Source organism: Salirhabdus euzebyi (assembly GCF_014207435.1).
Classification (GTDB): domain Bacteria; phylum Bacillota; class Bacilli; order Bacillales; family Alkalibacillaceae; genus Salirhabdus; species Salirhabdus euzebyi.
On sequence record NZ_JACHGH010000010.1, the window covers coordinates 100735 to 125117 of the forward strand.

Here is a 24383-nt window from a genome sequence, read left to right on the forward strand (position 1 = left end):
ATGAAGGTTGGGGTTATTGCAGATGATTTAACGGGAGCCAACGGGACCGGGGTCAAGTTGACGCAACAAGGCTTAAAAACGTTTACGAATTTTAATGATAAGGAAATTAATATACCTGAAATAGACGCTGCTGTTTGTATTGATACGGATAGTCGGTATACCTCCCCTGAATGTGCACAAGAAAGAGTAAGAGAAGCAATACGAAAATTACAAAAATGGGAAACTGATATCATTTGTAAAAGAATAGATAGTACATTCCGAGGTAATATTGGTCCGGAAATTGATGTTTTATTGGATCATATAACAGACACAGTTGGTATCATCGTCCCCTCTTTTCCTGCCACGAACCGAATTGTTACAGGGGGATATATGTTAGTGAATGGTATACCGTTACAGGAGTCGGACGTTGCAAATGATCCTGTTACACCCCTTTGTGACTCCTATTTACCCTCAATTTTAAATAAGCAGACTAAGCAAAAAGTAGAGTTAATACCATTAAATAAGGTTTCAGAAGGAAGCCTTGTGATTGAAAAGGAAATCAGCAATCATATCCAAAATGGAGCTCGGTTAATACTTTGTGATGCTATTACCGAGGAACATATTGAGTCGATCGCCGAATCTATGACTAAAATTAAGCATAAGCAACTAATTCCTATAGATCCAGGACCGTTAACAAATTATTTTGTAGAAAAAACAAGCAATCTTCAAGAACAAGACAAAGCGAAAATCTTAGTCTCCATAGGAAGTGCAACTTCTGTTACGCAAGGTCAAATTCAATTTTTAGTCAATAAATTAAAAGCTAAACCGATTTTCGTTCAACCTAGTAAACTAGCAACATTTAGCAATGAGTGGAACGAAGAAGTTACTCGAGTGGTACGTGAGGCTACAAAAATTGTTAATAAAGAATCTGTTATTATTGTTACCACTAACCACCCTGATTTTCCAAAGATAGATTTTAAACGTATTTCAAAATTGGAAGGGGTTTCAGACGATTTACTAGCGAAGAGGATAACGGACGGACTAGCTGAAATTAGTAAACAGATTTTACAATATTCTAATGGTTCTATAAAAGGGTGTTTCTTTAGTGGTGGAGATGTGACGTCATCTTTTTGTAAAAATGTGAAGGCGAGTGGAATTAATCTAATTGATGAAATTATGCCACTAGTTGCTTTCGCAGAAATTGCTGATGGTGAATTCGATGGTCTACCTATTGTGACCAAGGGTGGACTAATTGGAGACTCAACTGCAATTTATGAAAGTATTATTTATTTGAGTAAAAAATTAAAAAGAAATAAGGTTCCCAACGTTTAGAGGCAATGTAGGAGTTGGTTAAATGAAACAAGAATTAATTGACTATCAAATAGAATGGGAAGAACCCGGAGCCAAAGAGAAAGTAAGAGAAATAGTCCAATCAAGCAAAAAGAAAATTGTAGTTCTCGATGATGATCCAACAGGCTCTCAAACTGTTCATGGAGTTTCGATACTTACGGAGTGGACCAAAGAAGAGTTGAAAAAAGCCTTTTTAAGTAATGAACCTCTGTTTTTTATTTTGACAAACTCTCGAAGTCTAACATCATCCCAGACCGAAATCTTACATAAAGAAATTGCAACTCATTTATGTGAGGTATCAAGGGAAGAAGCTATACCCTTTACCCTAATAAGTCGTAGTGATTCTACTATGAGGGGACACTATCCTATTGAAACAGATGTGTTAGCAAAAACAATGCAGGACGAACAATCGGAAAACTACGATGCCCATTTTATCATTCCGGCCTTTTTTGAGGCCGGTCGAATGACATTTGAGGATGTTCATTATATTGTGCAAGATGACAAGTGGACACCTGTAAATAAAACGGAATTTGCAAATGACAAAACCTTTGGCTATAGCAACGGCAATCTTAAAAGATGGGTTGTAGAAAAAACGAGTGGGGATTATAGATTAGAAGATTGTAAGGCCATCTCTATTGATTTACTCCGAAAAGGCTCAAAGGAAATAGAGTCATTTTTGGAAGGACTTGAAAATAACACCCCTGTTATTGTAAATGCTCTAAGTTATGGTGATTTAGATGTGTTTTCTCTTGCTGTTCATAGAGCTGAAAATAGGGGGAAAAGGTTTCTATATCGAACTGCCGCATCATTCGTAAAATCATACTCCGGAATACCTAACAAAGACTACCTTTCTTATAGCGATATATTTCAAAGCACTCCGAAACAAAAAGGCGGATTAATCATCGTTGGATCCCATGTTAATGTTTCTACTCTTCAATTAAATGCTCTGATTAGTAAAGTACCAGTAAAATCATTTGAAATTAATGTTGGACAGTTACTAGACTCTAGCACAGCAAAAACATATTTAGAAAAGTTAGTTGAGGAAATAAATAAGAGTATCGAACATGGAGATACTACAGTTATCTATAGTAGTAGAGAGTTAATATCAGCAAAAGATAAGGTCCAAAGCTTACAAATTAGTAAAAAAATATCTAATTATATTGTGCAACTAGTAAGGTCCATAGAAGCTGAACCCCGTTATATCATTGCTAAGGGTGGTATTACATCAAGTGATATTGCCACAGATGCGTTAGACATAAAACAAGCCATGATATTGGGTCAAATTGTACCGGGAGTATCTGTTTGGATAACGAATAATAATTCAAAATATCCATATATTCCTTATATAGTATTTCCAGGTAACGTTGGGGAAGAGGATACTTTAATTGGTATTGTAGATATTTTGGAGAATAGGAAGAAATAGATAGTCAATAATTTTAATAAAATAGGGAGGAGTTTTAAAATGAAGTATGTTAGTAGATCTAATATAAAACCTAATCCACTTCCAGGAAGAGTAATTCAAAGCGCAGTTGGAAAAAATAGTGCTGTTGACAGTAATAAAATGTCTGTTGGCTTTGCCAATTACTCGGAACAAAGTGGGCCAATGGAGCCACATCATCATGCTGAAGAAACCGTATATATTATTGAGTCTAACAAAGGTTATGTTAGGTATGGAGATGCCAAGGATAATTTAGGAGAAAGAATCCCACTAGAAGCTGGTATGTTACTGCACTTCCCAGAACTAGAATGGCATGTGTTTGAGTATGATGAAGGTGGATCAGTAGATATCATGTTCATTTATGGCCAAGTAGAGAATATACGTCCTGAGGAAATTACTTCAAATTAATAATAAGAAAAAGATTAGAATGATTTTTCCATTCTAATCTTTTATATTTTCTAAGATATAACATGACCTTCAAACTTCCTCCGATAATCCCCAGGTGTACAGCCTTCATGTTTTTTAAACAACTGCCCAAAATATCTTGCTTCTACAAAACCTACTTCATTGGCAATTTCATACGTTTTAAGCTTCGTAGTTTTTAATAGATCCTTTGCCACTTCTAAGCGTTTGTTCGTGACATAATCGACGAAGTTCATTCCAGTATGCTGCTTAAATAGTCTACTAAAGTAACTATTGCTCATGTGTAGTTTTTTCGCCATTTCCACTTGATTAAGAGGCTCCATGTAATGTTGGTTAATGAACATAAGAACATCTTCAAAATCTAGTGTGTATTTTTCATCTCTATATTTGTAGATGGTAACGTTACCTTGTTCACAATAGGACATGGATGCAACGTTTGCTTGTTTATATATGCTAACTAGTTGATCAAGTTCGCTCGTCAGTAGACTGCAGGAAAGTTCTACTTTACTTTCACAATCCGCAAATTCAGCTTTATAATCTGAAAGAATCGTATCCCATTGGGCTTCATTTTCAATAGAATGAAAAAGATACATTTCTTTATTATCCTTCTTATCTATTAAAAGGCAGTTTGTCCGATTAGCAGGATGCAGATTATCAGACTCTATGATCATCATTCCATATTTAGCCTTTAGTGTTTCAAAAGATTGGAGTTTCGTTAGGTGTTCTTCTTGATGATGCTCGATATAATCTTTTACAACTAAAGCGATTAAATCTGCTTTTTCTGTTTGTTGCTCTTTAAGAGTTTTGGTTATATTGAGCATCGTTTCCTTTAGCTCATCGACATTTGTTGGTTTTAATAAAAAGTCATCTGCACCTAATTTGATTGCCTTTTGGGCATATTCAAATTCATCATGTCCAGTTAGGATGATCATTTTAAGCGAAGGGTATTTGTCCTTACACGTCGCAATCAAATCAAGCCCGCTCATCCCGGGCATACGGATATCTGTTAAAAGTACATCCGTTTGCCTGGCTTCCAACATATCTAGTGCTTCAAAGCCGTTTTTGGCTGTGCCAACCACTTGAAGACCCCACTCTTCCCAAGGGATGGTTTTCTCTAGTCCTTCTCTAATTGTCCATTCGTCATCAACAATTAATAGTTTAAACATGACTCTAACCCTCTTTGTATGGAATGATTATTTCAATGCACGTTCCTTCGTCAACTTTTGATGTAAGGTTCCAGGAATAGTTATCGCCGTAGCTTAAGAATAAACGTTTTCTTACGTTTTCAATGCCAATTCCGAGCTCTTCCATTGCTAATCCTTCTTCCATTTTCCGATTAACAATCTCAAGCGTTTCTTCATTCATGCCGACACCGTCATCTTTTACGACTACTTTTATGTTTGCTTCGTGCTCGGTAATAGAGATGGAGATATTTCCTTTTTCCATCTTGTTTTCAAGTCCATGTACAATGGCGTTCTCAACGATAGGTTGTAGCAGTAGGGCAGGGATGCGTTCGTCTTTTATTTCCTCATCCACATGCACTTGGACATCAAATTTATCTTTATAGCGATACTCTTGGATCGTTAAATAGTTTTGTAGCTGCTTCACATCTTGTTCAATCGTGACGAAGTCTTCTCCTTTTCGAACGGAGTATTTCATAATGTCACTTAAGGAGACGACGATTTTGCTAATGTCTTCTACCCCTTTTAAACGAGCGAGCCAGTTTACCGTTTCTAGGGTGTTATAAAGGAAATGCGGATTAATCTGTGCTCGTAAAGCTTTTAGTTCAGAGTCCTTCATTCGTACTTGCTTCTCATAGCTTTCCTGAATAGACACCTTTAACTGTCTTAACATCCGATTAAATCGTTTCCCAAGAATACCAATGTCGTCATGGAATTTGGAATCGAAGCGGACGTCTAAATTCCCTTTCTCTACTTCCTTCATTAAAAACATAATTTTGTACAACGGTTGCGTAATCGTTTTGGATAAAAAGTACGCTAACCAAGCAGAGAAAATAATCCCTAATAATGCTAGATTCCACGTTAAGCTTCGGATTAGGTTGTTTTTTTGCTCAATGATATTTAATGGGATCATACTAATTAACTTTAAGCCGGTCTCTGATGCTGTATGGTACGTTAATATAGATGGAGTTTCTTCCCACTCAAATTTAAAGAAACCACTGTCCCGGGACATAACTCTATCAAAATAATCAGCTTCTAGCCTCGTCCCAACGTTTCTTTTGTCGGGTTGTCCTGAAATAACGTAGCCTTGTTCATCTAGTAAGAAAAACTGCTGGCGGTTATAGTAATTATTTTCTTCATAGATGCTAGATAGCGCTGACTCATGGATGTCTACTAGAATGTAGCCAAGTTTTTCGTTCGTTTCCGAATCAACGAGTAAGCGACCAGCACTTAACACGATTTCTTTTGTGTCTAGTTGGTTCACCGAATAGTTCGTGTCCCACACGATTGTGCCTTGTCCTTCATTCGCTTTTCGCAAGATTCCCCAGTTTTCTCTTATTCTATTATATTGATTAGGTAAGTATTCGTTGGAAAAATAGCGATCTCCATTTAAACCGATGACATAAATGTCGACTTCCCAATCCTTTACTCCCATAATGGTTTCAAACACTTCATTCACTTTATCGTAGTCTTCATACTTTTCTTCTAAGCTTCTAGCAGGGTCTCTTTTTAATGTTTCTTCTATTAAATCATTTTTATAGAAGAAGAGTGTCATTTGCTCGATGTCTTTTAAGAAGTAGGTGAATTGATTATTAATAGAAGATAATTTTTCGAGTTCGTTCTCGCTAATTTCTTCTTGGAGCACGCTCGAAATATATTGAAATGTGAAAAAGCCTAACAGTAACAGTGGTGTAATAGACGTAATTAATATGACGATCATAAGTTTTGTACGTAAATTTAAACTTTGGATTTTGTTGATCATCTGCTCGACCTTCATTCGTGGAAAAATGTTATACATTTTAGGAAAAATATATGATTGTATCCGTTTTCATAGGTTGCTACTATTTTAATTGTATCATAAAACATTACAGGGGGTTTTGTAGAATGAAGAAGATTCTGACTTTATTACTTATGGCAGCTTTAGTGTTTGCTTTAAGCGCATGTGGCTCAGATGAGGAAGAAGGTTCTGGTGGAGATTCTGACACACTAACTGTTTATTCTCCTCACCAAAACGAAATTATTAATCCAATCATCAAAGAATTCCAAGACAGAACTGGAATTAAAGTTGACGTTGTAACTGGTGGTACTGGTGAACTTTTAAACCGTGTTACTGCTGAGGCTGACAACCCAGGTGGAGATGTATTCTGGGGTGGTGGAGCTGAATCATTAGAAGCTTTTGCTGATAGCTTCGAGCCTTACAAAACAGCTGAAGATGAAGCAATTCCTGCAGATTTCAAAAGTCCAACAAACGTTTGGACAGGTTTCTCTGCACTTCCAATGGTAATTATGTATAACCAAGATATGGTTTCTGATGCAGACGCACCAAAAAGCTGGGGCGATCTATTAGATCCAAAATGGACAGGCAAAATTGCTTACACAGATCCTAGTAAATCAGGTTCATCTTATACGCAATTAGCAACAATGCTAACAGCTTATAATGGTGATGGTTCTGAAGGATGGGACTTTGTAAAAGACTTCGTTGCAAATTTAGATGGAACAATTCTTTCAAGCTCTAGTATGGTTCCAAAAGGTGTAGCTGATGGGGAATTCCCAGTAGGTTTAACACTTGAGGAAGCTGCTTACCGCTATATCGCTGGTGGAGCTGCAGTAGGCGTTCATTATCCTGAAGAAGGTACATCTGCTGTTCCAGACGGTGTTGCACTCATTAAAGGTGCAAAAAATGATGCAAATGCAAAAGAATTTATTGATTTCTTAGTAAGCAAAGATGTTCAAGAAATGATCGTGGAAGACTTCAGTCGTCGTTCTATTAGAAGTGATGTAAATCCTCCAGAAGGATTAGTAGCTTCTGACGAAATTCCTTTAGTAGATTATGACTTTGAATGGTCTGCTACTAGCAAAGATGAAATCATGGAGAAATTCCAAGAAATTCTTATTTCACAATAAAGGGAAGCTTCAATAAGTGGGGGTTAACTTCACTTATTGATAGCGAAACTTATCGGAGTATTAGCGTCCATTCTAAGTCTTAAGGGCTGGTTATGGACGCTTGCTCCGGGACAATACAGGCAGCTAGTAAAGGGATCGAGTTTATAACTTGATCCCTTTATCAAGAGGAGGGGCATTATGGAGGAACATATAAAGATACAAAATGTAAGTAAGTACTTTGGGGAAAATAAAGCAATAGACAACATTAATATCACCATCAACAAGGGTGAATTTTTTACATTATTAGGTCCGAGTGGTTGTGGGAAAACAACGTTGCTTCGTACGTTGGCTGGTTTTTATCAGCAAGACGAAGGGGATGTTCATTTCGGTGATACATTAATTAACGACGTTCCCGCGCATAAACGAAATATCGGGATGGTATTTCAAAATTATGCGATTTTTCCACATTTAACAGTTGGGGAAAACATCGCTTACGGATTGAAAGCACGTAAAGTGAATAAAGAGGAAATTAAAGTACGATCTAAAGAAGCACTAGATATGGTAGAGCTTACGCATCTACAAGATCGTCAGCCATCTCAATTAAGTGGTGGGCAGCAGCAACGTGTTGCGCTTGCGCGTGCAATAGTTATTCATCCTGGTTTGTTGTTAATGGATGAGCCGTTGTCAAACTTAGATGCCAAGCTACGTGTCAAAATGCGTGAGGATATTAAACAACTACAAAAGAGCCTAAACATTACGACTATCTACGTAACACATGACCAAGAAGAGGCACTTGCTGTATCAGACCGAATCGCGGTTATGAAGGATGGAAAAGTACAACAGGTTGGAAGACCGCATGAAATTTATTTAAGCCCATCAAACAAATTTGTGGCGAATTTTATTGGTAGTACGAACTTTATGGAAGGCACTCTTTCTGGTGTAGACGGAGATAACAATGCAACGGTTACAGTAGAGGGAGTTAAGTTTGCTACGAAGTTATTAAACCGAGTGGAAGGGAAAGTACTTTATTCCGTTCGTCCAGAGCAGGTGAAGTTAAAGCCTGTAGAGGAAACTGGTGACACGTTATTAGAAGGAGAAGTAGTGGATGCGACGTTCTTAGGAGAGTCTGTTGTCTACAAAATTAAGTTCCATTCCGGAAATGTGATTAGTTCACATGAGCATTCTATTAGATATAACATGCTGCGAAATACTGGGGATAAGGTGAAGGTAGACTTAAACCCTGAGGAGGCCGTTATATTTAATGAAAGCGGGGAGGAAGTACTGAATGAGCACAAGAACATTAGCAAGTAGACGTAATCCTTTCCGCCAGTTTGACTTTTGGAATTATGTAACAATTGCAGCCTTTATTTTGATTGCTTTTTTCTTGATTTACCCCCTGTTTAATATATTTTTAAATAGCTTTTGGCAGGATGGAAAAGTTTCTCTAGAAAACTATCAGGAATTTTTCTCTTATAAATACTATTATTCTGCCTTGTTGAACAGTATTATCGTTTCCACAGCAGCTACCTTTTTTGCTTGTTTATTAGGTATTCCAGTTGCTTACGTCATGTCGAGATTTAATATTCCGTTTAAAGGATTTTTTCATATTTTAATTATCTTGACGTTACTTTCCCCACCATTTATTGGGGCATATTCTTGGATTTTAATGTTAGGAAATAACGGGTTTATTACGAACTTTTTCAGAGATTTTGGTATTGATATGCCGTCTATTTACGGCTTACACGGGATGATTTGGGTATTTACCCTACAATTCTACCCGCACATTTACTTATATGTTTCCGGAGCTTTAAAAACAATTGATGTATCGTTAGAAGAGGCATCTGCTAGTTTAGGGGTTTCTGGTTTCCAACGTATTCGTAAAGTAACCTTACCATTAATTTTCCCTACTGTTTCAACAGGAGCTTTGATGGTATTTATGGCATCCTTCGCTGATTTCGGTACACCGATGTTAATCGGCCAAGGGGAAAAGGTGCTACCAATTTTAGCCTATGAGCAATTCATTAGTGAAATGGGATCAAATCCAGCTATGGCTAGTACGTTAAGTATGATCTTGTTAGCTGTTACAACGACCGTTTTATTCGTCCAGCGCTATGTTGTAACGAAGAAAACGTACACGATGAGTGCATTACGACCACCGAAAATTATTAAGTTAGCTGGAACGAAAAGAGTTTTTGCAACGCTTTTTGTTACAGCAGTTGTGGCGTTATCGATCATTCCACAGGCTACCGTTATTACGACTTCATTTTTAAAGACGAACGGGCCAGTTTTCGCCGGTGGATTTAGTTTAGATAGTTATCGAGAAGTATTATATAAAGTACCACAGGCGATTACCAATACCTTTATGTATGCAAGTATCGCCATTGTGATAATGGTATTCGCAGGGTTGTTATTATCTTATGTCGTCGTGAGAAGAAAGTCGAAAATCACTTCGCTTTTAGATGCGTTAATTATGATTCCATATGTTATTCCGGGTACGGTTTTAGGTATTAGTTTAATTATTGCCTTCAATAAACCACCAATTGAATTAACAGGAACATGGGTAATTCTTGTTATCGCATACGTGATTCGGAAGCTCCCGTATACGATGCGATCGAGTACCGCCATCTTGCATCAAATTGATAAAAGTGTCGAGGAAGCCTCGATTAGTTTAGGGGTTCCACCGATGAGGACGTTCTTTAAAACAACAGCGATTTTAATGATACCTGGTGTGTTATCTGGTGCCATTTTGAGCTGGGTAACGACGATCAACGAATTAAGTTCAACGATTGTCCTATACTACGGGGCAACGCGAACGATTACGGTGTCAATCTATAGTGAAGTATTTACATCCAACTTTGGAACCGCAGCAGCATTGGCATCCATCTTATCCTTAACGACGATTATATCCTTAATTATCATTAATATTATTTCCGGTAAGAAGGATGTAACGATATAAAAAAAGAGACTTATCGGGGTGTTAGCGTCCGTCTTAGGTATAGAAGTAAGGAACTACGGACGCTTACTCCGGGATAAAGAGAGACTTACATGGGGGATGAGGATCCCCCTTATTTGTAAGAGAGAATTGTCTAGGTTGCAACGAGAATAAATTACGCCAAGGAGGATGAAAAATGATCAAATTTGGAACCGGTGGATGGAGAGACATTATTGGCGAAAATTTTACGTTTGATAATGTACGTAAGTTTTCCCAAGGTGTTTCCAATCAAATTATACGAAGTGGAAAACAAGCACAAGGTGTCGTAATTGGCTATGATAACCGATTTATGGCAGAGGAGTTTGCGAAGGCGTCCGTAGAAGTATTTGCTGGGAATAATATCCCGGTTATACTGTTAACTCCTTCTGTGCCAACACCTTTAGTGAACTTCGTAACAATAAAAGAAGAGACAGCAGCAGGTCTTACTTTTACCGCTAGTCATAATCCGCATATATATAACGGGATTAAATACGTGCGTGAAGGAGGATTACCTGCAACAGAGGATATTACATCGGAGTTAGAAAATGTCATTAATAATATTAGTATGGATGAGGTAAATAGACTTTCGTATAAAAAAGCATTAGCGAGTAGTTTAGTAGAGAGAAAAAATTACACGAATATGTTTATCGAGTTCATCGAATCCCAGCTTGATATGGAGTTAATTAAACAGTCTTCCATTAATGTGTTATATGATCCAATGTTTGGGACTGGTGTCGATTCTGTTTTAACGTTGTTAGTAGACACACGCTCGAACGTGAAAATTATTCACGACAAAGCAGATCCACTATTTGGCGGACGTGTTCCGGCTCCTACGGAAAGTACCCTATGGCGATTAATGGGTATGATGAAAGAAGGAGAATATGACATTGGTATTGCGACAGACGGTGATGGGGACCGCATTGCCGTTATCGACGAAGAAGGAAACTATGTCGATGCGAACGAAATTTTAACAATCTTGTACTACTATTTTATGGAATATAAAAAAGTACCAGGAAACGTTGTCCGTAATATTTCGACTACGCACTTGTTAGATGAAATAGCAGAACACTACGGCTTTGAATGTATCGAAAAACCAGTAGGCTTCAAACATATTGCTGAAGGAATGCTACAATCTGATGCGATTATTGGTGGAGAAAGCTCTGGTGGTATTACAATCAAAGGCCATTTGTTAGAAAAGGACGCTATTTTGTCTGCTGGTGTATTACTAGAAATGCTAGCACATACTGGGAAATCGATGAAAACTATACGAGATGAGATTTCGAATAAATTTGGCAAACGCTTTACGAAAGAAGCCAATTATACGTATGAGGCAGAGAGAAAAGATGAAATCCAAACGCTAATTGCGAATGTAAATGCTGATTCTATTTATGCAGGCACTTTAACAGCACATAAAACCTTTGATGGGGTTAAGTGGGAATGGGAAGATGGCACGTGGTGCTTAGTGCGTTTTTCCGGAACCGAACCTTTACTGCGCATAATGGTAGAGTCTCCACAAGAGGAAAAATTAGCAGGAATTGTGCGAAACGTCTGTGCTATTATTGAGGAGTAAGGCAAAAACGTTTAGCTAGGAGCCCATAAAATGAAGCTGAAATTACTTTTTCTCTTATCCATTTCTATCATTATTATCTGTATTTTTTACATAGTAGATTTGCTCAATCAAGACTTTGTGCTGAACAAGGAAGATGAGTATGACTCTACGATAAACATATGGATAACAAGTAGTGGGCTTGCTCCTAGCTTGGATCAATTTGAAAATGAATACAACGTAAAAGTAAATGTGAGGCAATTTAATGATAAAGAGGCATTGATGGAAGAACTTACTTTATCAAATGTTACTAGTGAGCTTCCGGATGTGATAGAGGTAAATGATCATGATGGAATGGATGAAATAGTAAAACAGTATGACGTATACCCGATCGAACGTATTTCTTCTGATCTGTTGACACAGTTTCATCCGTCCATTCATAAAAGTTTTACTTATCAGGATAAGCTATATGCGTACCCGTTAGGAATGGAAATCCCGTTACTGTTTGTGAATGAATCCCTTTTAAGAAATCATTATACGGACGGGGAAACTCTTTTTCCGTTTGAGAAGCACTTGGGAAAATACAAAGAAATCCAGGATAAGATTAATGAGAACAACAATATTCAGCCTTTCTGGTTGTTTCATTTTGACGAACAAATTCCTTTTTACTGGGAGGCAAAGGTAGCTTCTACAATAGGACCGACCAATGCTTCTTTTGACGACATGTGGAATGACTTGGTCAATGTGTATCAATTAGTTCCTCCTTTAGATAACCATATGGCAATTACGCGATTTGCTAATTTGGAGGTAGGGGCGCTCGTGTCAACGTCTGTGCATTTGCAAACAGTACAAGAGTTAATCGGGAATTCCTTTGAGTTTGACGTCATTCCGTTTATCCCGAACAGTTATCCTATTCTCGTATCTGGTCACGGGTTAGTTGTGATGAATGAAAACGAAATGGTGGATGAGTTATTTACCTTTTTAAATAAAGAAGAAATACAATTACAGTTTTTAGGCAAAAATGGCTGGCTTCCTGCTGCGAAAACGTTAATGGAGGACACCGCATTTGTGCATGATCTCCCCATGTCAAAATACATTAGTGAACTGCTACAATACGAGCATCTTTTTATTGGCACAGAAATAGAAGAGGCGAGTAGAGAAAGCTGGACAGATATTAAAAATAAAGCGATTGAAATAGAGAAATAGAGTGAGGTGATAGGATGGATGCGGCGGAGCAAATTAAACAATGGGCGAAGGAACTAAAGAGTGTTGCCCAAACCGGACTAACGTACGGGAAAGATGTATTTGATAAAGAGAGATATTCTCAAATGCATGATTTAGCGACAACGATGCTATCCTATATTTCTGGTATGAGTGAGGACGAGGTAATAGAAAAACTCCCAATCGAATCGGGTTATACGACTCCAAAGATGGCTGTCCGTGGAGTCGTCATGCAGAATGGGAAGCTTTTAATGGTTAAAGAGGCCGCAGATGGACTTTGGTGTTTACCAGGTGGCTGGTGTGACATCAATTTAACCCCAAGTGAAAACATCGAAAAAGAAATAGAAGAAGAGACAGGGTTGAAAACAAAGGCTGTTCGGCTAATCGCCTTTTTTGACCAAACGAAAAAAAATCCTTCGGTTACGATGCAGCATATCTACACCGTTTATTTTTTATGTGAAGTTTTAAGTGGTGATTTAAAAGGAAGCATAGAAACAAAAGACGTAGGATTTTTTGCTGTAGACGATATTCCCCCATTATCCTCGGAACGAATAACACAAGAACAACTTACGATTGCTCTAAATGCAGTAACAGAGCAGAACAATCAGACCGTTTATTTTGATTAACGAGGTGTTGTAATGAAAATAGAAGAACTGTATATCCAATCGAAATCTGGTGACATGTCTCGTTGTGAAGACGGTTATTTTTTAAATGACCACTACGCCGTCGTCATCGATGGAGCAACGAGTGTATCCGATCGTTTTTATGATGGGAAGACACAAGGCCAGTTAGCTACGGATATCATTAAAACGGCCTTTGAAACGTTGAATGGTACGGAAGACATTCAGGATATTATTCATGTGATTAATGAACAATATAGCCAACTGTACAAAAGCCTTGGATTGGAAGAAGAGGTAAAAAACAAACCATTCCTTTGCCCGAGCGCATCGATGATTATTTACAGTAAGCACCACAGCAAAGTTTGGATGGTCGGCGATTGCCAATGCTTCTTTAACGGTGAGCTCCACCAAAATGTTAAACATATTGATGTGGTGTTTGGTGAAGTAAGAAGTATTTTGCTGCAAGGAGAATTGATCCGTGGTGCAACGGAGGAAGAACTACTTGCTGATGATGTAGGTTTTCAAATGATCAAACCACTGATTCAGAAGCAGTATAATTTCCAGAATACAAATCCAGAATCGAATTTGAGCTATGCGGTAGTGAATGGGTTTCCGATTCCACCGGAGTTGATCAAGACAGTGGATGTGCCAGAGGATGTAGTGGTGATTTCCCTTGCATCAGACGGATATCCAAAAATTTATGAAACGCTAAAACAATCGGAAGAGGAATTAGCAAAGATAATCGAGGTTGACCCTCTTTGCATCCGTGAAAACGTGGCGACGAAAGGGTTAATCCAAGGTAATGTGTCTTTTGATGATCGAACGTATATGAAAGTGAAGATTAAGTGAATGTGAGCAGTTTTTCCTCTGATTTTGCAAGAGAAAAAGCTGCTTTTTTCCGCCTATCTTGCTGAATTATAGGCTGTGGCGGAATGATTGAAGGTTCGGGGTGGAAGATTAAAGGTTGAAGCGTATTATTGCAGGTTCGCGGGGAATAGTTAAAGGTTCAGCAGGATTACTTTAACTTTGTTAAAGGATTAAAGTATAAGAAAAACTAAGGCTTTCGCCTCAAGGACTTGGCGACAAGCCAAGTTTTTCTAACATTTTGTTGCATATATTTGGCACTTACATAAAAAGAGAGGTGAACACCTCTCTACCTTATCGGGAGGGTTAGTTTTGAAAAGATTGTTGATTACAAATGTGAACGTATATACAGAAGATTCCGTGTTAGAAAACGGTGCTCTGCTTTTGGCAGATGGAAAGATAGCGGTAATTTATCCAGAGACACCAGATTTGATGGATGAACAAGTAGAAGTGATAGAGGGGAAAAACTTACATGCTATCCCAGGATTTATTGATGGGCACATTCATGGTACGAATGGGTCTGATGTGATGGATGCTACAGAGGAAGCGTTAACTAATATGGCCGGTGTTTTGCCGCATGAAGGAACTACGAGCTTTTTAGCGACAACAATAACGCAATCACCGGAAAACATTGAAAAAGCTCTAGTCAATGTGGCGAACTACGTGAATAAAGCTGGGCAAGCGGAAGTACTGGGTGTTCATTTGGAAGGGCCATTTATTGAGAAGGATAAAGCTGGTGCACAGCCACTTGAATATATTATGGAGCCTGATTTGGATTTGTTTAAAAAGTGGCAGCTACTATCTGGCGGGAAAATTAAGACGATAACGATGGCGCCGGAGCATGATGATCAAGGTATTTTTATAAAAGCATTAGAGTTATCAGGTGTGAATGTGTCTGCTGGGCATACGAATGCGAATTTTGCTGGGATGAAAAAGGCTGTTTCAGAAGGGGTTCGGCAGGTTACCCATTTGTGTAATGCGATGTCTGGGATTCATCACCGGGATATTGGTGTTGTTGGAGCGGCTTTTCAGCTGGAGGAATTACGAGGGGAAATTATTACGGACGGGATCCATATTTCACGAGAAATGCTGCAGCTTATTTTTGAAAATATGGGCAGTGAACGTCTCATTATGATCACAGATTCTATGCGGGCAAAAGGGCTTGAACCAGGTGTCTATGATTTAGGGGGTCGCCCGACTACTGTTAGTGAAGATCGTGCCACACTTGAGGATGGGACATTGGCTGGCAGTATTTTGAAAATGAACGAAGGGGCAAAACGAATGCTAGGATTAGATGGGGTTACCCTAAAGCATATAATCGAAATGGCCTCCGTTAATCCGGCTAAACAAATTGGCGTCTACGATAGAAAAGGAAGTTTAACCATTGGGAAAGATGCTGACATTTTATTAGTAGACGATGAGGTAAATGTATCTTTGACTATTTGCCGTGGAGAAATTGCTTACAGAGGGGGATAATCATGAAAGTGATCGAGGTAAAAGACTATAACGAAATGAGTAGAAAAGCGTGCTCAATCATACTGGATACGATAAAACAACTAGATAATCCCATTTTAGGGTTGGCGACGGGATCTACCCCAGTTAAAATGTACGAGTACTTAATAGAAGCATATGAGCGTGGCGAGGTCTCCTTTAAAAATGTTAGGAGCTTTAATTTAGATGAGTATGTGGGACTAAGCAAACATGACCCGAATAGTTATCGCTATTATATGGAAGAAAAGCTGTTTAACCATGTTGATATTTCACCGGAACATACACATTTACCTAATGGGAATGCGCTGGATTTGGAACAGGAATGTCGTGACTATGAGGAGAAGGTTAAAGAAGCGGGAAACGTTCACGTTCAAGTGTTGGGACTAGGGTTAAATGGTCACATAGGATTTAATGAACCAGGAACACCTTTTCAAAGTCGGACACATGTAGTAGACTTGGCAGATACAACACGTCGCGCGAATGCCCGTTTTTTTGATTCCATCGATGAAGTGCCAAGCAAAGCCATCACCATGGGAATTGGTACCATCATGGAAAGCGATAGAATTATCTTGCTCGTATCAGGTGAAAAGAAAGCCGAAGCACTGCACAAACTAATTAACGGCGAAGTAACTGAAGACTTTCCGGCGTCTGTTTTGCAAAAGCATAAGGACGTTGTCATCATTGCGGATGGGGGTGCCTGTCACCGCCCGAGAAATCTTGTTTCACAAAACGTTTCACGAATGGGGTGAAAGGATGCCAATAGATGAAATAGCACGTAAGAAATGGCTAGCAATTCCAGAGAGTGAGAGGAAAACGCTTGAGGAGAGCGTGTTTTGTAGTGAGTGCTATGTAACGACAATTGTAGATTACCATGTAGAGTCAATAGACTTTAACATTGTTTTAAAAGGGAAATGCAAAAAGTGTGGTAAGGATGTTGCTAGAATGATTGATTAATAAGGTTTTCGTTTTTTAATCTATCAAATAGGGGGATTCATTTGAAAAATAAATATTTGCGCACGAGCCTAATCGTAATAGGAACGATATTATCTGTCCTCATCATTTACATAAGTAATAAGGATGTCATTCTTGATATTTTCACAGAAGATAAGGATCCATATCAGGAACAGATGGAACATATAAAGGAAGTTAGAGAAAATCTAGAAAACTTGAATAAATAAGAGGTAATAACCATCCCTTCAAGGGAATGGTTATTACTATTTTTTAAAAAATTTGTTAAAGGTTAAAGTATAAGAAACACTAAGGCTTTCGCCATAAGGCTTGGCGACAAGCCAAGTTTTTATAATGCCAAACAAAGGTAATTCCCTTTTCGAAATATTTTCTCTATAATAAGAATAATTATTAGATAAAGGGGCAGACTTATGGGCATTAACTTACTAGATTTAACACCTAAATTAGATGAAATTTTTAATTTTCTTCATGAAAATCCTGAAATTAGTTGGGAGGAAGTGAAGACGACAGAATATATTAAATCGGTAGTAAAAAAGTATCCTTGTAAGATAACTACTTTTGATGATTGCACGGGGTTAGTTGTGGATATTGGTCAAGGGAAGCCAGTAGTTGCCCTACGTACAGATATTGATGCTTTGTGGCAAGAGGTCAATGGGGAGTTTCGTGCTAACCACTCTTGTGGTCATGATGCCCATATGACGATTGTGCTTGGAACCTTCTTCGCCTTAGTAGAGCAACAGGAAAAATTAGACGGGACGGTGCGGTTTATTTTTCAACCTGCTGAAGAGCAGGGTACTGGGGCTTTAAAGATGGTTGAAAAGGGCGTCGTGGATGATGTGGACTTTTTATACGGCATTCACCTTCGTCCTATTCAAGAGCTTACACATAATCAGTTTGCGCCTGCAATCCAACATGGAGCAGCTCGATTTGTCAACGGTGTGATTAAAGGGGAAGATGCGCACGGGGCAAGACCTCATTTGAATGTGAATGCAATTGCAGTTGGGGCTGAGCTTGTTCAGTTGATTAACAATATGTCTTTTGATCCCGTCGTTCCTCATTCGATGAAGGTGACCTCTTTCCATGCTGGTGGGAAGAGTACGAATATTATTCCTGGGAACGCGACGTTCTCCGTAGATATGAGGGCACAGACTAATGAGTTAATGGATACAATGATGAGCCAATTGAAAAAGATGGCAAGAGCCTTAAGTGATTACCACGATATTGATATAAAATTAGAAATTAGTTCTAATGTGGCTGCTGCTGTCATTAATGAGGAAGCAAGAGCCCTTCTGGAGGAAGCCATTTGTGCGACAGTAGGAGAAAGTAAATTGAAGCCGATGATCATGACTTCGGGTGGGGATGATTTTCATTTCTATACAATAAAACGTCCAGAATTGAAAGCATCGATGCTAGCGGTTGGTTGTGATTTAAAGCCTGGCCTCCATCATCCGAACATGACGTTTAATCATGATGTTATCCCGGATGTTGTTCGAGTTTTAGTATCGGCTATATTAAAAACATTGAGAGATTAATAGATTCCAATTCAAAAGCCTTCCCTATAATAGGAAGGCCTTTTGCTTAGAGAAATAAATCGATAGTCAAAAATGGTGTCGGCAGGAGCTGGCACCATTTTTTTGTGTCTACTAAATCAAAAAGTTTGTAAAAGAATTATTTAAGAATAGTATCTAATTCCTAGCCAAAATGGTATATTGTTTTTACAAATTATAGAAATAAATACATCTCAGGAGGAAACCATGATTACATTATTCTCATTTTTAGCTTTACTATCTATTATTCTATTACTCATAGGAGTAATTAAACCAAGCTGGATCGTGCTTTGGAAAGGAAAAGAAAATAGAAATAGAAAAACAGTTGTATTCTATTTTAGTACTTTATTTCTTGGATCGGTTTTAATCCTCTCAGGGTTCGTAACTACTTGGCCATTTGCCTTTATGTTAACCACTCTCATTCTTTTGTTCCTATTTATCTTAACGCTCGTAATAGGGCTAATTGTACCTATGAAGATTCCTGTTTTTGGTGCAAGAACAAGAAAGCGGATACTCGTTCAACATGGTCTTTCCGTTGTAGTTATGTTTGCTCTATTATTAACTAGTGCTGCAGTTGGCTTTGAGGAAGAAGAAGTCGATGAGAAAATTTTTGATGCGACGTATGTGGGGGATTATAAAAATGGACTCAAAGATGGTGAAGGACATTCTTACAATAATTCCTCTTATTATAAAGGTGAATGGAAAGAGGACCAACGCCATGGGCACGGTGTAGAGCATTTTAACTTTGGTTATTTTATGAACTATACATACGAAGGTGAATTCGCGAACAATATGGAAAATGGCCATGGGCAATTAGTGGTTCACAATCTTTGGAATCAAGTAACGTATGAAGGGGAATGGAAAGACGGAAAAAGAGAAGGTATCGGACAGTTTGTTGGGAAAGATGGAAGCATTTATCAGGGAGAGTGGAAAAATGATGCGCCAAATGGAACGGGAAAATTCACCCATCCTGACGGTGAGACATACGAGGGTGAAGTGAAAGATTGGCAACGAAACGGATATGGAAAAGCCACATTGGCCGATGGAACGGTGTTAGAAGGCCAGTGGATTAATGATGAATTACAAGAATAATAAAGTGAGAGAGCCTCATTCTTTTCGAGTGAGGCTCTCTTTATTTAATTAGCATCGGTAGGGGAAAATAGATAAGGATTTATACTCTCTAGACTAAAAATCACTCATAATTCAGTTGTTTTTCTATAGGATAGCAATATAAACCAATTAACGCAGGTTTATATAATGTGATAGGACTATAAATACAGAAGGGATGATGGGTGGATTTGATATGTTCGCAGTGTAACCACAAGCAAACAGAGGGGAATTTTTGTGAGGAGTGTGGAGGGAAGCTAGTTGTTAATCCGAATCCACCAGTTGCCTCCGAGCCATCAATAAATGAAGATCATGTACAAGTAAATATGAGTAGTGGTGGAGTGGCAACTGTGTCGCGTTCCCCAGTGAAAACAGAAAATGTTTTTAGTAACTATTTCTCCAATTTTGTTACCTTAGCAAAAAATCCTACGAAAGCGTTTAAAGCGGGGGAAGGGGATTTTGCTACTGGTTTAATCAGTTTGGCACTATTTGCTGTTGTTTTTGGTTTCACTATTTATTCTTTTCTAGATTCCATTATTAGTGACCATTTAGGAAGTTCGTTCATTCCTCTTGAACAGATTAGTGTGCCATTTTTTGAAGTGTTTAGTAGAGTTGCTTTTTTTGCCCTTGTATTTTTAGCAATCGGATTTATTAGTATGCTTGTGATGGTAAAAATAGCAAAAAGTCCATTAACAGCCAAAACACTTATTTCTCAGTTTAGTGGATTGGTAGTTCCCTTTACAGTCGTTAATGTAATTGCTCTCATATTGACTTACATAGGAGCTTTCAATTTATCGCTTATTTTATTATTTGGGTCTTTATTTTTCGTTACGTACATCGTTCCGGCCTTGCTTACGATGGAGGTAACGAGGAATACGTCGGAACAAAGAGTTTATGCGAGCATAGGTGCCCCTGTTATCGCCATGATTATTGCTTATATTTTTATTAGTAACACTGTTGTTGATTACTTGAGGCAAGTAGATGAATTCTTAAGTAGTTTTCCTTTATTTTAATTAGAAAAAAATGAACCGGGCTACAGTGCATTCACTGCAGCCCGGTTTTATTAGTTATACGTTCGATCTGTATCGGTGTATTCTATATACGTAATTTGGTATACACCATTTTCGTAAATAACGGTGTAAACCTTGCTTTTGTCATAGTATATTTTTTCGCCAGAGCTAGTCGTGTAAGTAAACAACTCTCTTGTAGTGATCTTGGCCGTTTTGTTATCAATAATGTTGCTATCTAATACCGTATTGGATTCAAAATCATAATGGTAGGTAGATCCCATCAAATCCTTAATATATTGATGTAAATCTTCATCTACATGACTACCGTCTAATAAATAAGGTTCAATATAGCTAAAATCCTGTCTGTTTAAGGCGATTTCATAAGCATTACGAAAATCTAAAACATACTGGCCAGCGGCTTCATGATTTCCTTGTTCCTCAGTCGTACTAGCTGTTTCCACTTCCTTTTCTTCTACTAAATCGCTCTCAGCAAACATTAGCGGAATCTCATTAGCTGTGGCATATTCTTTTACATTCACGGAACTAGATTGAATAACTTCTCCATTCGGCTTCCTCCACTGGGCATGTAGTATAGAAGAACTATCCACTGGAAATGGGCCTAATTGATCTATTGCTGAAAGTTTTATCCCAAAAGGTTGATCATTTAGAAATAAATCTGCCTCAGGAACATTCGTATTAATGGCGTAGTTTTTGATAGGGAATTCTATTGCTTTTTCTACCTCCGTTATAGCCTGAATTGTAATAGTGTCTTCGTATTGGAACTCACCAAAATCATTATTCGCTGTTCCGCTTAGCGTGAAGGTACCTGGATAAATGTCTGCAATAGTTGTTGACGTATTTACGCCTATTGTAGTAGAAATATTTTCAATTTTAATCTGTGTGTCATCCAAGGCAGAAACGACTTTAAGTTCGGAGGGAACAGCTTCTAAAGAAAATTGATTATATAACCCAAAGAGGATAGGTTCATTTTTCACATAATATAGAGGTGCTCCCAGGCTACTAGCAATGGTGGAGGTGGAATCAGTGGGCTCTTTTATTATTTTTGTATATTGTTCTTTTACAACCTCCCACTCCACATCTTTTATGTATTCAAAGTAACTCTCCTCATCAAGAATTGCGGAATCGTCGAACTCAATATACTCATTTAACGTCTGGATGCTATTCGTAGCTAGTGCCTGATCCATAGCCTGCAAATCTTTCATAGGGTCATAATGGGATGATAAAATTTGGTGGGTTATTACCAATGCTAGTATGAGTCCAATCCCGAAAGTAAGGAATATTTTCGTTGCTTTCGATAGTGGTTTTCGTTTGGTGCGCTGGTAGGTAGTTAACTCTTGAGAAGAGAGCTCTGAGTAATGGTCTGTTGGACCGTTCTCAAGTGGGGCTCCACAGTGGATACAAAATTTCTTTTCCGTATCTAGTTTAGAACCGCAACTCCGACAAAAATTCATATTCTCACTCCTTATTTAGCTATTTGTACCTATTTATTATTTTTATAAAGGATTAATTGAGAATATGCTTTTTATTTGGGGTGTTAGATTGCTTGAATTTGTGAGGGAGAGTGGTTTTATGGATAATTGGTTAAGGAGTGAAGGTTTTTTCTATTTTACTGAGGGTAAGATTGCTTGGTTAGTGCTTAGATTAGGGGATTGCAGGTTCAGGAGGAATTGAAGGTTCAGACGGATAAATTGTGAGTTAGCAGCGAGAATCGAGGGTTCAGGCAGATTATGTATGAGTTAGCAGTATGAGAATTAGAGGTTCAACAAGATTATTCGCTCGTTCAAGCGACTTTATTAATCCATGTGTGGTAAATGTTCCCCAGAGTCGGGGAACGTATTTATGTAGATCCAAAGCCGCCTTTTCTTTCTCCTTTTGCTCGGTCGTAGTCGGTTAGTAGGTATTTTTGGAACATGCCTTGTCCGATTCGTTCTCCTTTTTTGATTTTAACTGGTAGAATTCCAAAGTTGAGAAATTGTAATTTAATATCACCGTCATCTTTTTCGTTTGAATAGAAATCTTTATCGACGACACCAGTTCCATTGCTGAGTAGGAGAAATCGTTTGATTGGTCCACTTGAACGACTAAATACTAGTAATACTTCGTCCTCTTGCATGTAAGCTTTTACCCCAGTCGGTACTAAGGTTGGTTTTAGTAATTGGTTGTCTTCCTCTGTCAGGTTTTCTTCAGAATTTAATTTTTTCAGTAATTTATTAAAGAGCACCTGAAAAATAGATGGGATTGTTACGTCTTCCGCAGCTTCAAAGTCATAACCGGCGGCAAAGGTTGTTTGTCTAATTGGTAGACGGATGTCTCTTTCCTCATACCCTTTTGCGATTTCAAATCCTCTCGTTTTGTTGTGTTTAGTCATATTTTACCTCCTAAATGGTTTGTCATTATTCTAATGTTTATCATATATGTTAACTTTTAGTCATACGTCATTGTCGTGGGAGGTTTGGTATACTTAACTTGTGGTGCCTGTCACCACCCGAAAAATCTCGTTTTCACATTGTGCATTTCAGAATGGGGATCTTTTATATGAAAAAGATAGTTATAGCTGGTGGAACTGGCTTTATTGGTGAGTATTTCAAGAGGAAATTTATTGAGCTAGGATATGAAGTGAAAATCATATCTAGACAACCTCTCTATGTTTCATGGGATGATAAATCTGGAATAATAGAGGCATTAGAAGGTGCTGAACTTTTAGTGAATTTAGCAGGGAAATCTGTCAATTGCCGATACAATGAAAAGAACAAAAATGAAATTATGCATTCAAGGACGGAGACCACAAGTATACTTGGAGAATCCATTTTAGCATGTAAAAATCCACCTAACGTATGGATGAATTCTAGTACAGCTACTATATACCGACACGCAGAAGATCGCCCAATGACAGAAGCGGATGGAGAAATTGGTACAGGATTTTCAGTGGATGTCGCAAAAAATTGGGAGGACTCCTTCTTTGGTTTTTCCCTGCCTAATACAAGGCAAATTGCTCTCCGAATAGCGATTGTACTTGGTAAAGAAGGTGGAGTAATGACTCCATATAAAAATTTAGTAAGACTTGGACTTGGTGGTAAACAGGGAACAGGGAAACAGAAATTTAGTTGGATTCATATTGAAGATTTGTTTCAAATTGTACAATTTTTAAAGGAAAGAAATGACCTGAGCGGTGTGTTTAATTGTTCTGCACCATATCCCGTCGATAACGCAGAGCTTATGAAGTTACTACGAGCAAAATTGAAGGTCCCGGTTGGTTTACCTTCACCAAAATGGATGCTTGAACTAGGTGCTATTTTCATCAAGACAGAAACAGAATTAGTTTTAAAAAGTCGCTGGGTCGTGCCTGAGCGGTTAATACATGAGGGTTATAATTTTAGCTTTGAGACTCTTCATGAGGCATTGGAAGATATTTTATAATTTTTATGAAAATGCAAAAAAGACGCCCGATTTGGACGTCTTTCTTTACGTATTGCGGCAAGGGACTGCACTCCACATAGTGCATTACCATAAAGGTGTGTCAACCTTGTCTTATGCAATTAGCTCATCGCTAGATTATTATAGCATGGTTTATCTTAGAGGGATAGATGAATATTTTTAACAATTCATGTTAATTTTTCGTAGAAGTGAAAGGTATAACGTATAAAGTGGTAGATATGTAGGGTATGTGAGTCAAGTCCACGTTATTGTGTAAAATTGAATCACAATGTTTCAACTATATTTATTCAGGGGGATTGTTTCTTCCCCTTTTATTTTTTTTGACCT

22 protein-coding genes are annotated in these 24383 nt (G+C 38.0%); 18 read left to right on the plus strand and 4 right to left on the minus strand.

The window, feature by feature from the left end; genetic code table 11:
- Genes HNQ94_RS15175 through HNQ94_RS15185 form a run of 3 tightly spaced genes read left to right on the plus strand, consistent with a single transcriptional unit; the run spans position 1 to position 3175 of the window.
- Positions 1–1311: a four-carbon acid sugar kinase family protein gene (locus HNQ94_RS15175; protein WP_174496986.1), complete on the plus strand. Its 1311-nt coding sequence runs from the start codon at positions 1–3 to the stop codon at positions 1309–1311.
- Positions 1312–1333: 22 nt separating this feature from the next.
- Positions 1334–2752, plus strand: a complete 1419-nt coding sequence (locus HNQ94_RS15180; protein ID WP_174496987.1) for a four-carbon acid sugar kinase family protein — start codon at positions 1334–1336, stop codon at positions 2750–2752.
- 39 nt (positions 2753–2791) lie between these two features.
- The gene (locus HNQ94_RS15185) at positions 2792–3175 is read left to right on the plus strand and encodes a cupin domain-containing protein (RefSeq protein ID WP_174496988.1); all 384 of its coding nucleotides are present in this window, start codon (positions 2792–2794) and stop codon (positions 3173–3175) included.
- A 50-nt stretch (positions 3176–3225) separates the two neighbouring features.
- On the opposite strand, the gene HNQ94_RS15190 is transcribed toward HNQ94_RS15185, so the two are convergent.
- Both HNQ94_RS15190 and HNQ94_RS15195 read right to left on the minus strand, forming a co-directional pair.
- Positions 3226–4356: a response regulator transcription factor gene (locus HNQ94_RS15190; protein WP_174496989.1), complete on the minus strand. Its 1131-nt coding sequence runs from the start codon at positions 4354–4356 to the stop codon at positions 3226–3228.
- Between the two features lie 4 nt (positions 4357–4360).
- Entirely contained in the window at positions 4361–6133 is a 1773-nt protein-coding gene (locus HNQ94_RS15195; protein WP_174496990.1) for a cache domain-containing sensor histidine kinase, read from the minus strand.
- Positions 6134–6255: 122 nt separating this feature from the next.
- Between HNQ94_RS15195 and HNQ94_RS15200 the strand changes: the two genes are divergently transcribed.
- The 14 genes from HNQ94_RS15200 to HNQ94_RS15265 all read left to right on the plus strand — a co-directional run bounded on the left by HNQ94_RS15200 (position 6256) and on the right by HNQ94_RS15265 (position 20603).
- Positions 6256–7275, plus strand: coding sequence for an ABC transporter substrate-binding protein (locus tag HNQ94_RS15200; protein WP_174496991.1), 1020 nt, complete (start codon positions 6256–6258; stop codon positions 7273–7275).
- Positions 7276–7452: 177 nt separating this feature from the next.
- Entirely contained in the window at positions 7453–8565 is a 1113-nt protein-coding gene (locus tag HNQ94_RS15205; RefSeq protein WP_174496992.1) for an ABC transporter ATP-binding protein, read from the plus strand.
- The gene (locus HNQ94_RS15210; protein ID WP_174496993.1) at positions 8540–10210 is read left to right on the plus strand and encodes an ABC transporter permease; all 1671 of its coding nucleotides are present in this window, start codon (positions 8540–8542) and stop codon (positions 10208–10210) included. The genes HNQ94_RS15205 and HNQ94_RS15210 overlap by 26 nt, the downstream gene beginning before the upstream one ends.
- Before the next feature lie 172 nt (positions 10211–10382).
- Positions 10383–11795 (plus strand): phosphohexomutase domain-containing protein, encoded by a 1413-nt coding sequence (locus HNQ94_RS15215; protein ID WP_174496994.1) that lies wholly within the window; start codon positions 10383–10385, stop codon positions 11793–11795.
- Between the two features lie 30 nt (positions 11796–11825).
- Entirely contained in the window at positions 11826–12977 is a 1152-nt protein-coding gene (locus tag HNQ94_RS15220; RefSeq protein ID WP_174496995.1) for an ABC transporter substrate-binding protein, read from the plus strand.
- A 14-nt stretch (positions 12978–12991) separates the two neighbouring features.
- Positions 12992–13618 (plus strand): NUDIX hydrolase, encoded by a 627-nt coding sequence (locus HNQ94_RS15225; protein WP_174496996.1) that lies wholly within the window; start codon positions 12992–12994, stop codon positions 13616–13618.
- Positions 13619–13630: 12 nt separating this feature from the next.
- Complete coding sequence (locus tag HNQ94_RS15230) at positions 13631–14461, plus strand: hypothetical protein (RefSeq protein ID WP_174496997.1); 831 nt, start codon at positions 13631–13633, stop codon at positions 14459–14461.
- Between the two features lie 327 nt (positions 14462–14788).
- A complete protein-coding gene (nagA, locus tag HNQ94_RS15235) occupies positions 14789–15952 on the plus strand; it encodes an N-acetylglucosamine-6-phosphate deacetylase (RefSeq protein ID WP_174496998.1) in 1164 nt (387 codons plus the stop codon).
- Positions 15953–15954: 2 nt separating this feature from the next.
- Positions 15955–16716: a glucosamine-6-phosphate deaminase gene (gene nagB / locus HNQ94_RS15240; RefSeq protein WP_174496999.1), complete on the plus strand. Its 762-nt coding sequence runs from the start codon at positions 15955–15957 to the stop codon at positions 16714–16716.
- 4 nt (positions 16717–16720) lie between these two features.
- Positions 16721–16921: a hypothetical protein gene (locus HNQ94_RS15245; protein ID WP_174497000.1), complete on the plus strand. Its 201-nt coding sequence runs from the start codon at positions 16721–16723 to the stop codon at positions 16919–16921.
- 41 nt (positions 16922–16962) lie between these two features.
- Positions 16963–17145, plus strand: a complete 183-nt coding sequence (locus HNQ94_RS15250) for a hypothetical protein (protein ID WP_174497001.1) — start codon at positions 16963–16965, stop codon at positions 17143–17145.
- 201 nt (positions 17146–17346) lie between these two features.
- A complete protein-coding gene (locus HNQ94_RS15255; protein WP_174497002.1) occupies positions 17347–18468 on the plus strand; it encodes a M20 peptidase aminoacylase family protein in 1122 nt (373 codons plus the stop codon).
- 222 nt (positions 18469–18690) lie between these two features.
- Positions 18691–19575 carry an MORN repeat-containing protein gene (locus tag HNQ94_RS15260; protein ID WP_174497003.1) on the plus strand — a complete coding sequence of 295 codons (885 nt, stop codon included), beginning with the start codon at positions 18691–18693 and terminating at the stop codon, positions 19573–19575.
- A 200-nt stretch (positions 19576–19775) separates the two neighbouring features.
- Positions 19776–20603 carry a hypothetical protein gene (locus tag HNQ94_RS15265; RefSeq protein WP_174497004.1) on the plus strand — a complete coding sequence of 276 codons (828 nt, stop codon included), beginning with the start codon at positions 19776–19778 and terminating at the stop codon, positions 20601–20603.
- A gap of 50 nt (positions 20604–20653) precedes the next feature.
- Here the strand turns inward: HNQ94_RS15265 and HNQ94_RS15270 are convergent, their stop codons facing one another.
- The gene (locus tag HNQ94_RS15270) at positions 20654–22072 is read right to left on the minus strand and encodes a TcaA NTF2-like domain-containing protein (RefSeq protein WP_174497005.1); all 1419 of its coding nucleotides are present in this window, start codon (positions 22070–22072) and stop codon (positions 20654–20656) included.
- 386 nt (positions 22073–22458) lie between these two features.
- Positions 22459–22989: a dCTP deaminase/dUTPase family protein gene (locus HNQ94_RS15275; RefSeq protein ID WP_174497006.1), complete on the minus strand. Its 531-nt coding sequence runs from the start codon at positions 22987–22989 to the stop codon at positions 22459–22461.
- Between the two features lie 167 nt (positions 22990–23156).
- Between HNQ94_RS15275 and HNQ94_RS15280 the strand changes: the two genes are divergently transcribed.
- Complete coding sequence (locus tag HNQ94_RS15280) at positions 23157–24038, plus strand: TIGR01777 family oxidoreductase (RefSeq protein ID WP_174497007.1); 882 nt, start codon at positions 23157–23159, stop codon at positions 24036–24038.
- Positions 24039–24383 lie beyond the last annotated feature (345 nt).

What these genes read in the sequence shown, in the direction of transcription:
- HNQ94_RS15175 (WP_174496986.1), top strand. Translation starts at nt 1, where the DNA reads ATGAAGGTTGGGGTTATTGCAGATGATTTAACGGGAGCCAACGGGACC.
- HNQ94_RS15180 (WP_174496987.1), top strand. Translation starts at nt 1,334, where the DNA reads ATGAAACAAGAATTAATTGACTATCAAATAGAATGGGAAGAACCCGGA.
- HNQ94_RS15185 (WP_174496988.1), top strand. Translation starts at nt 2,792, where the DNA reads ATGAAGTATGTTAGTAGATCTAATATAAAACCTAATCCACTTCCAGGA.
- HNQ94_RS15190 (WP_174496989.1), bottom strand. Translation starts at nt 4,356, where the DNA reads ATGTTTAAACTATTAATTGTTGATGACGAATGGACAATTAGAGAAGGA.
- HNQ94_RS15195 (WP_174496990.1), bottom strand. Translation starts at nt 6,133, where the DNA reads ATGATCAACAAAATCCAAAGTTTAAATTTACGTACAAAACTTATGATC.
- HNQ94_RS15200 (WP_174496991.1), top strand. Translation starts at nt 6,256, where the DNA reads ATGAAGAAGATTCTGACTTTATTACTTATGGCAGCTTTAGTGTTTGCT.
- HNQ94_RS15205 (WP_174496992.1), top strand. Translation starts at nt 7,453, where the DNA reads ATGGAGGAACATATAAAGATACAAAATGTAAGTAAGTACTTTGGGGAA.
- HNQ94_RS15210 (WP_174496993.1), top strand. Translation starts at nt 8,540, where the DNA reads ATGAGCACAAGAACATTAGCAAGTAGACGTAATCCTTTCCGCCAGTTT.
- HNQ94_RS15215 (WP_174496994.1), top strand. Translation starts at nt 10,383, where the DNA reads ATGATCAAATTTGGAACCGGTGGATGGAGAGACATTATTGGCGAAAAT.
- HNQ94_RS15220 (WP_174496995.1), top strand. Translation starts at nt 11,826, where the DNA reads ATGAAGCTGAAATTACTTTTTCTCTTATCCATTTCTATCATTATTATC.
- HNQ94_RS15225 (WP_174496996.1), top strand. Translation starts at nt 12,992, where the DNA reads ATGGATGCGGCGGAGCAAATTAAACAATGGGCGAAGGAACTAAAGAGT.
- HNQ94_RS15230 (WP_174496997.1), top strand. Translation starts at nt 13,631, where the DNA reads ATGAAAATAGAAGAACTGTATATCCAATCGAAATCTGGTGACATGTCT.
- nagB (WP_174496999.1), top strand. Translation starts at nt 15,955, where the DNA reads ATGAAAGTGATCGAGGTAAAAGACTATAACGAAATGAGTAGAAAAGCG.
- HNQ94_RS15245 (WP_174497000.1), top strand. Translation starts at nt 16,721, where the DNA reads ATGCCAATAGATGAAATAGCACGTAAGAAATGGCTAGCAATTCCAGAG.
- HNQ94_RS15255 (WP_174497002.1), top strand. Translation starts at nt 17,347, where the DNA reads ATGGGCATTAACTTACTAGATTTAACACCTAAATTAGATGAAATTTTT.
- HNQ94_RS15260 (WP_174497003.1), top strand. Translation starts at nt 18,691, where the DNA reads ATGATTACATTATTCTCATTTTTAGCTTTACTATCTATTATTCTATTA.
- HNQ94_RS15270 (WP_174497005.1), bottom strand. Translation starts at nt 22,072, where the DNA reads ATGAATTTTTGTCGGAGTTGCGGTTCTAAACTAGATACGGAAAAGAAA.
- HNQ94_RS15275 (WP_174497006.1), bottom strand. Translation starts at nt 22,989, where the DNA reads ATGACTAAACACAACAAAACGAGAGGATTTGAAATCGCAAAAGGGTAT.
- HNQ94_RS15280 (WP_174497007.1), top strand. Translation starts at nt 23,157, where the DNA reads ATGAAAAAGATAGTTATAGCTGGTGGAACTGGCTTTATTGGTGAGTAT.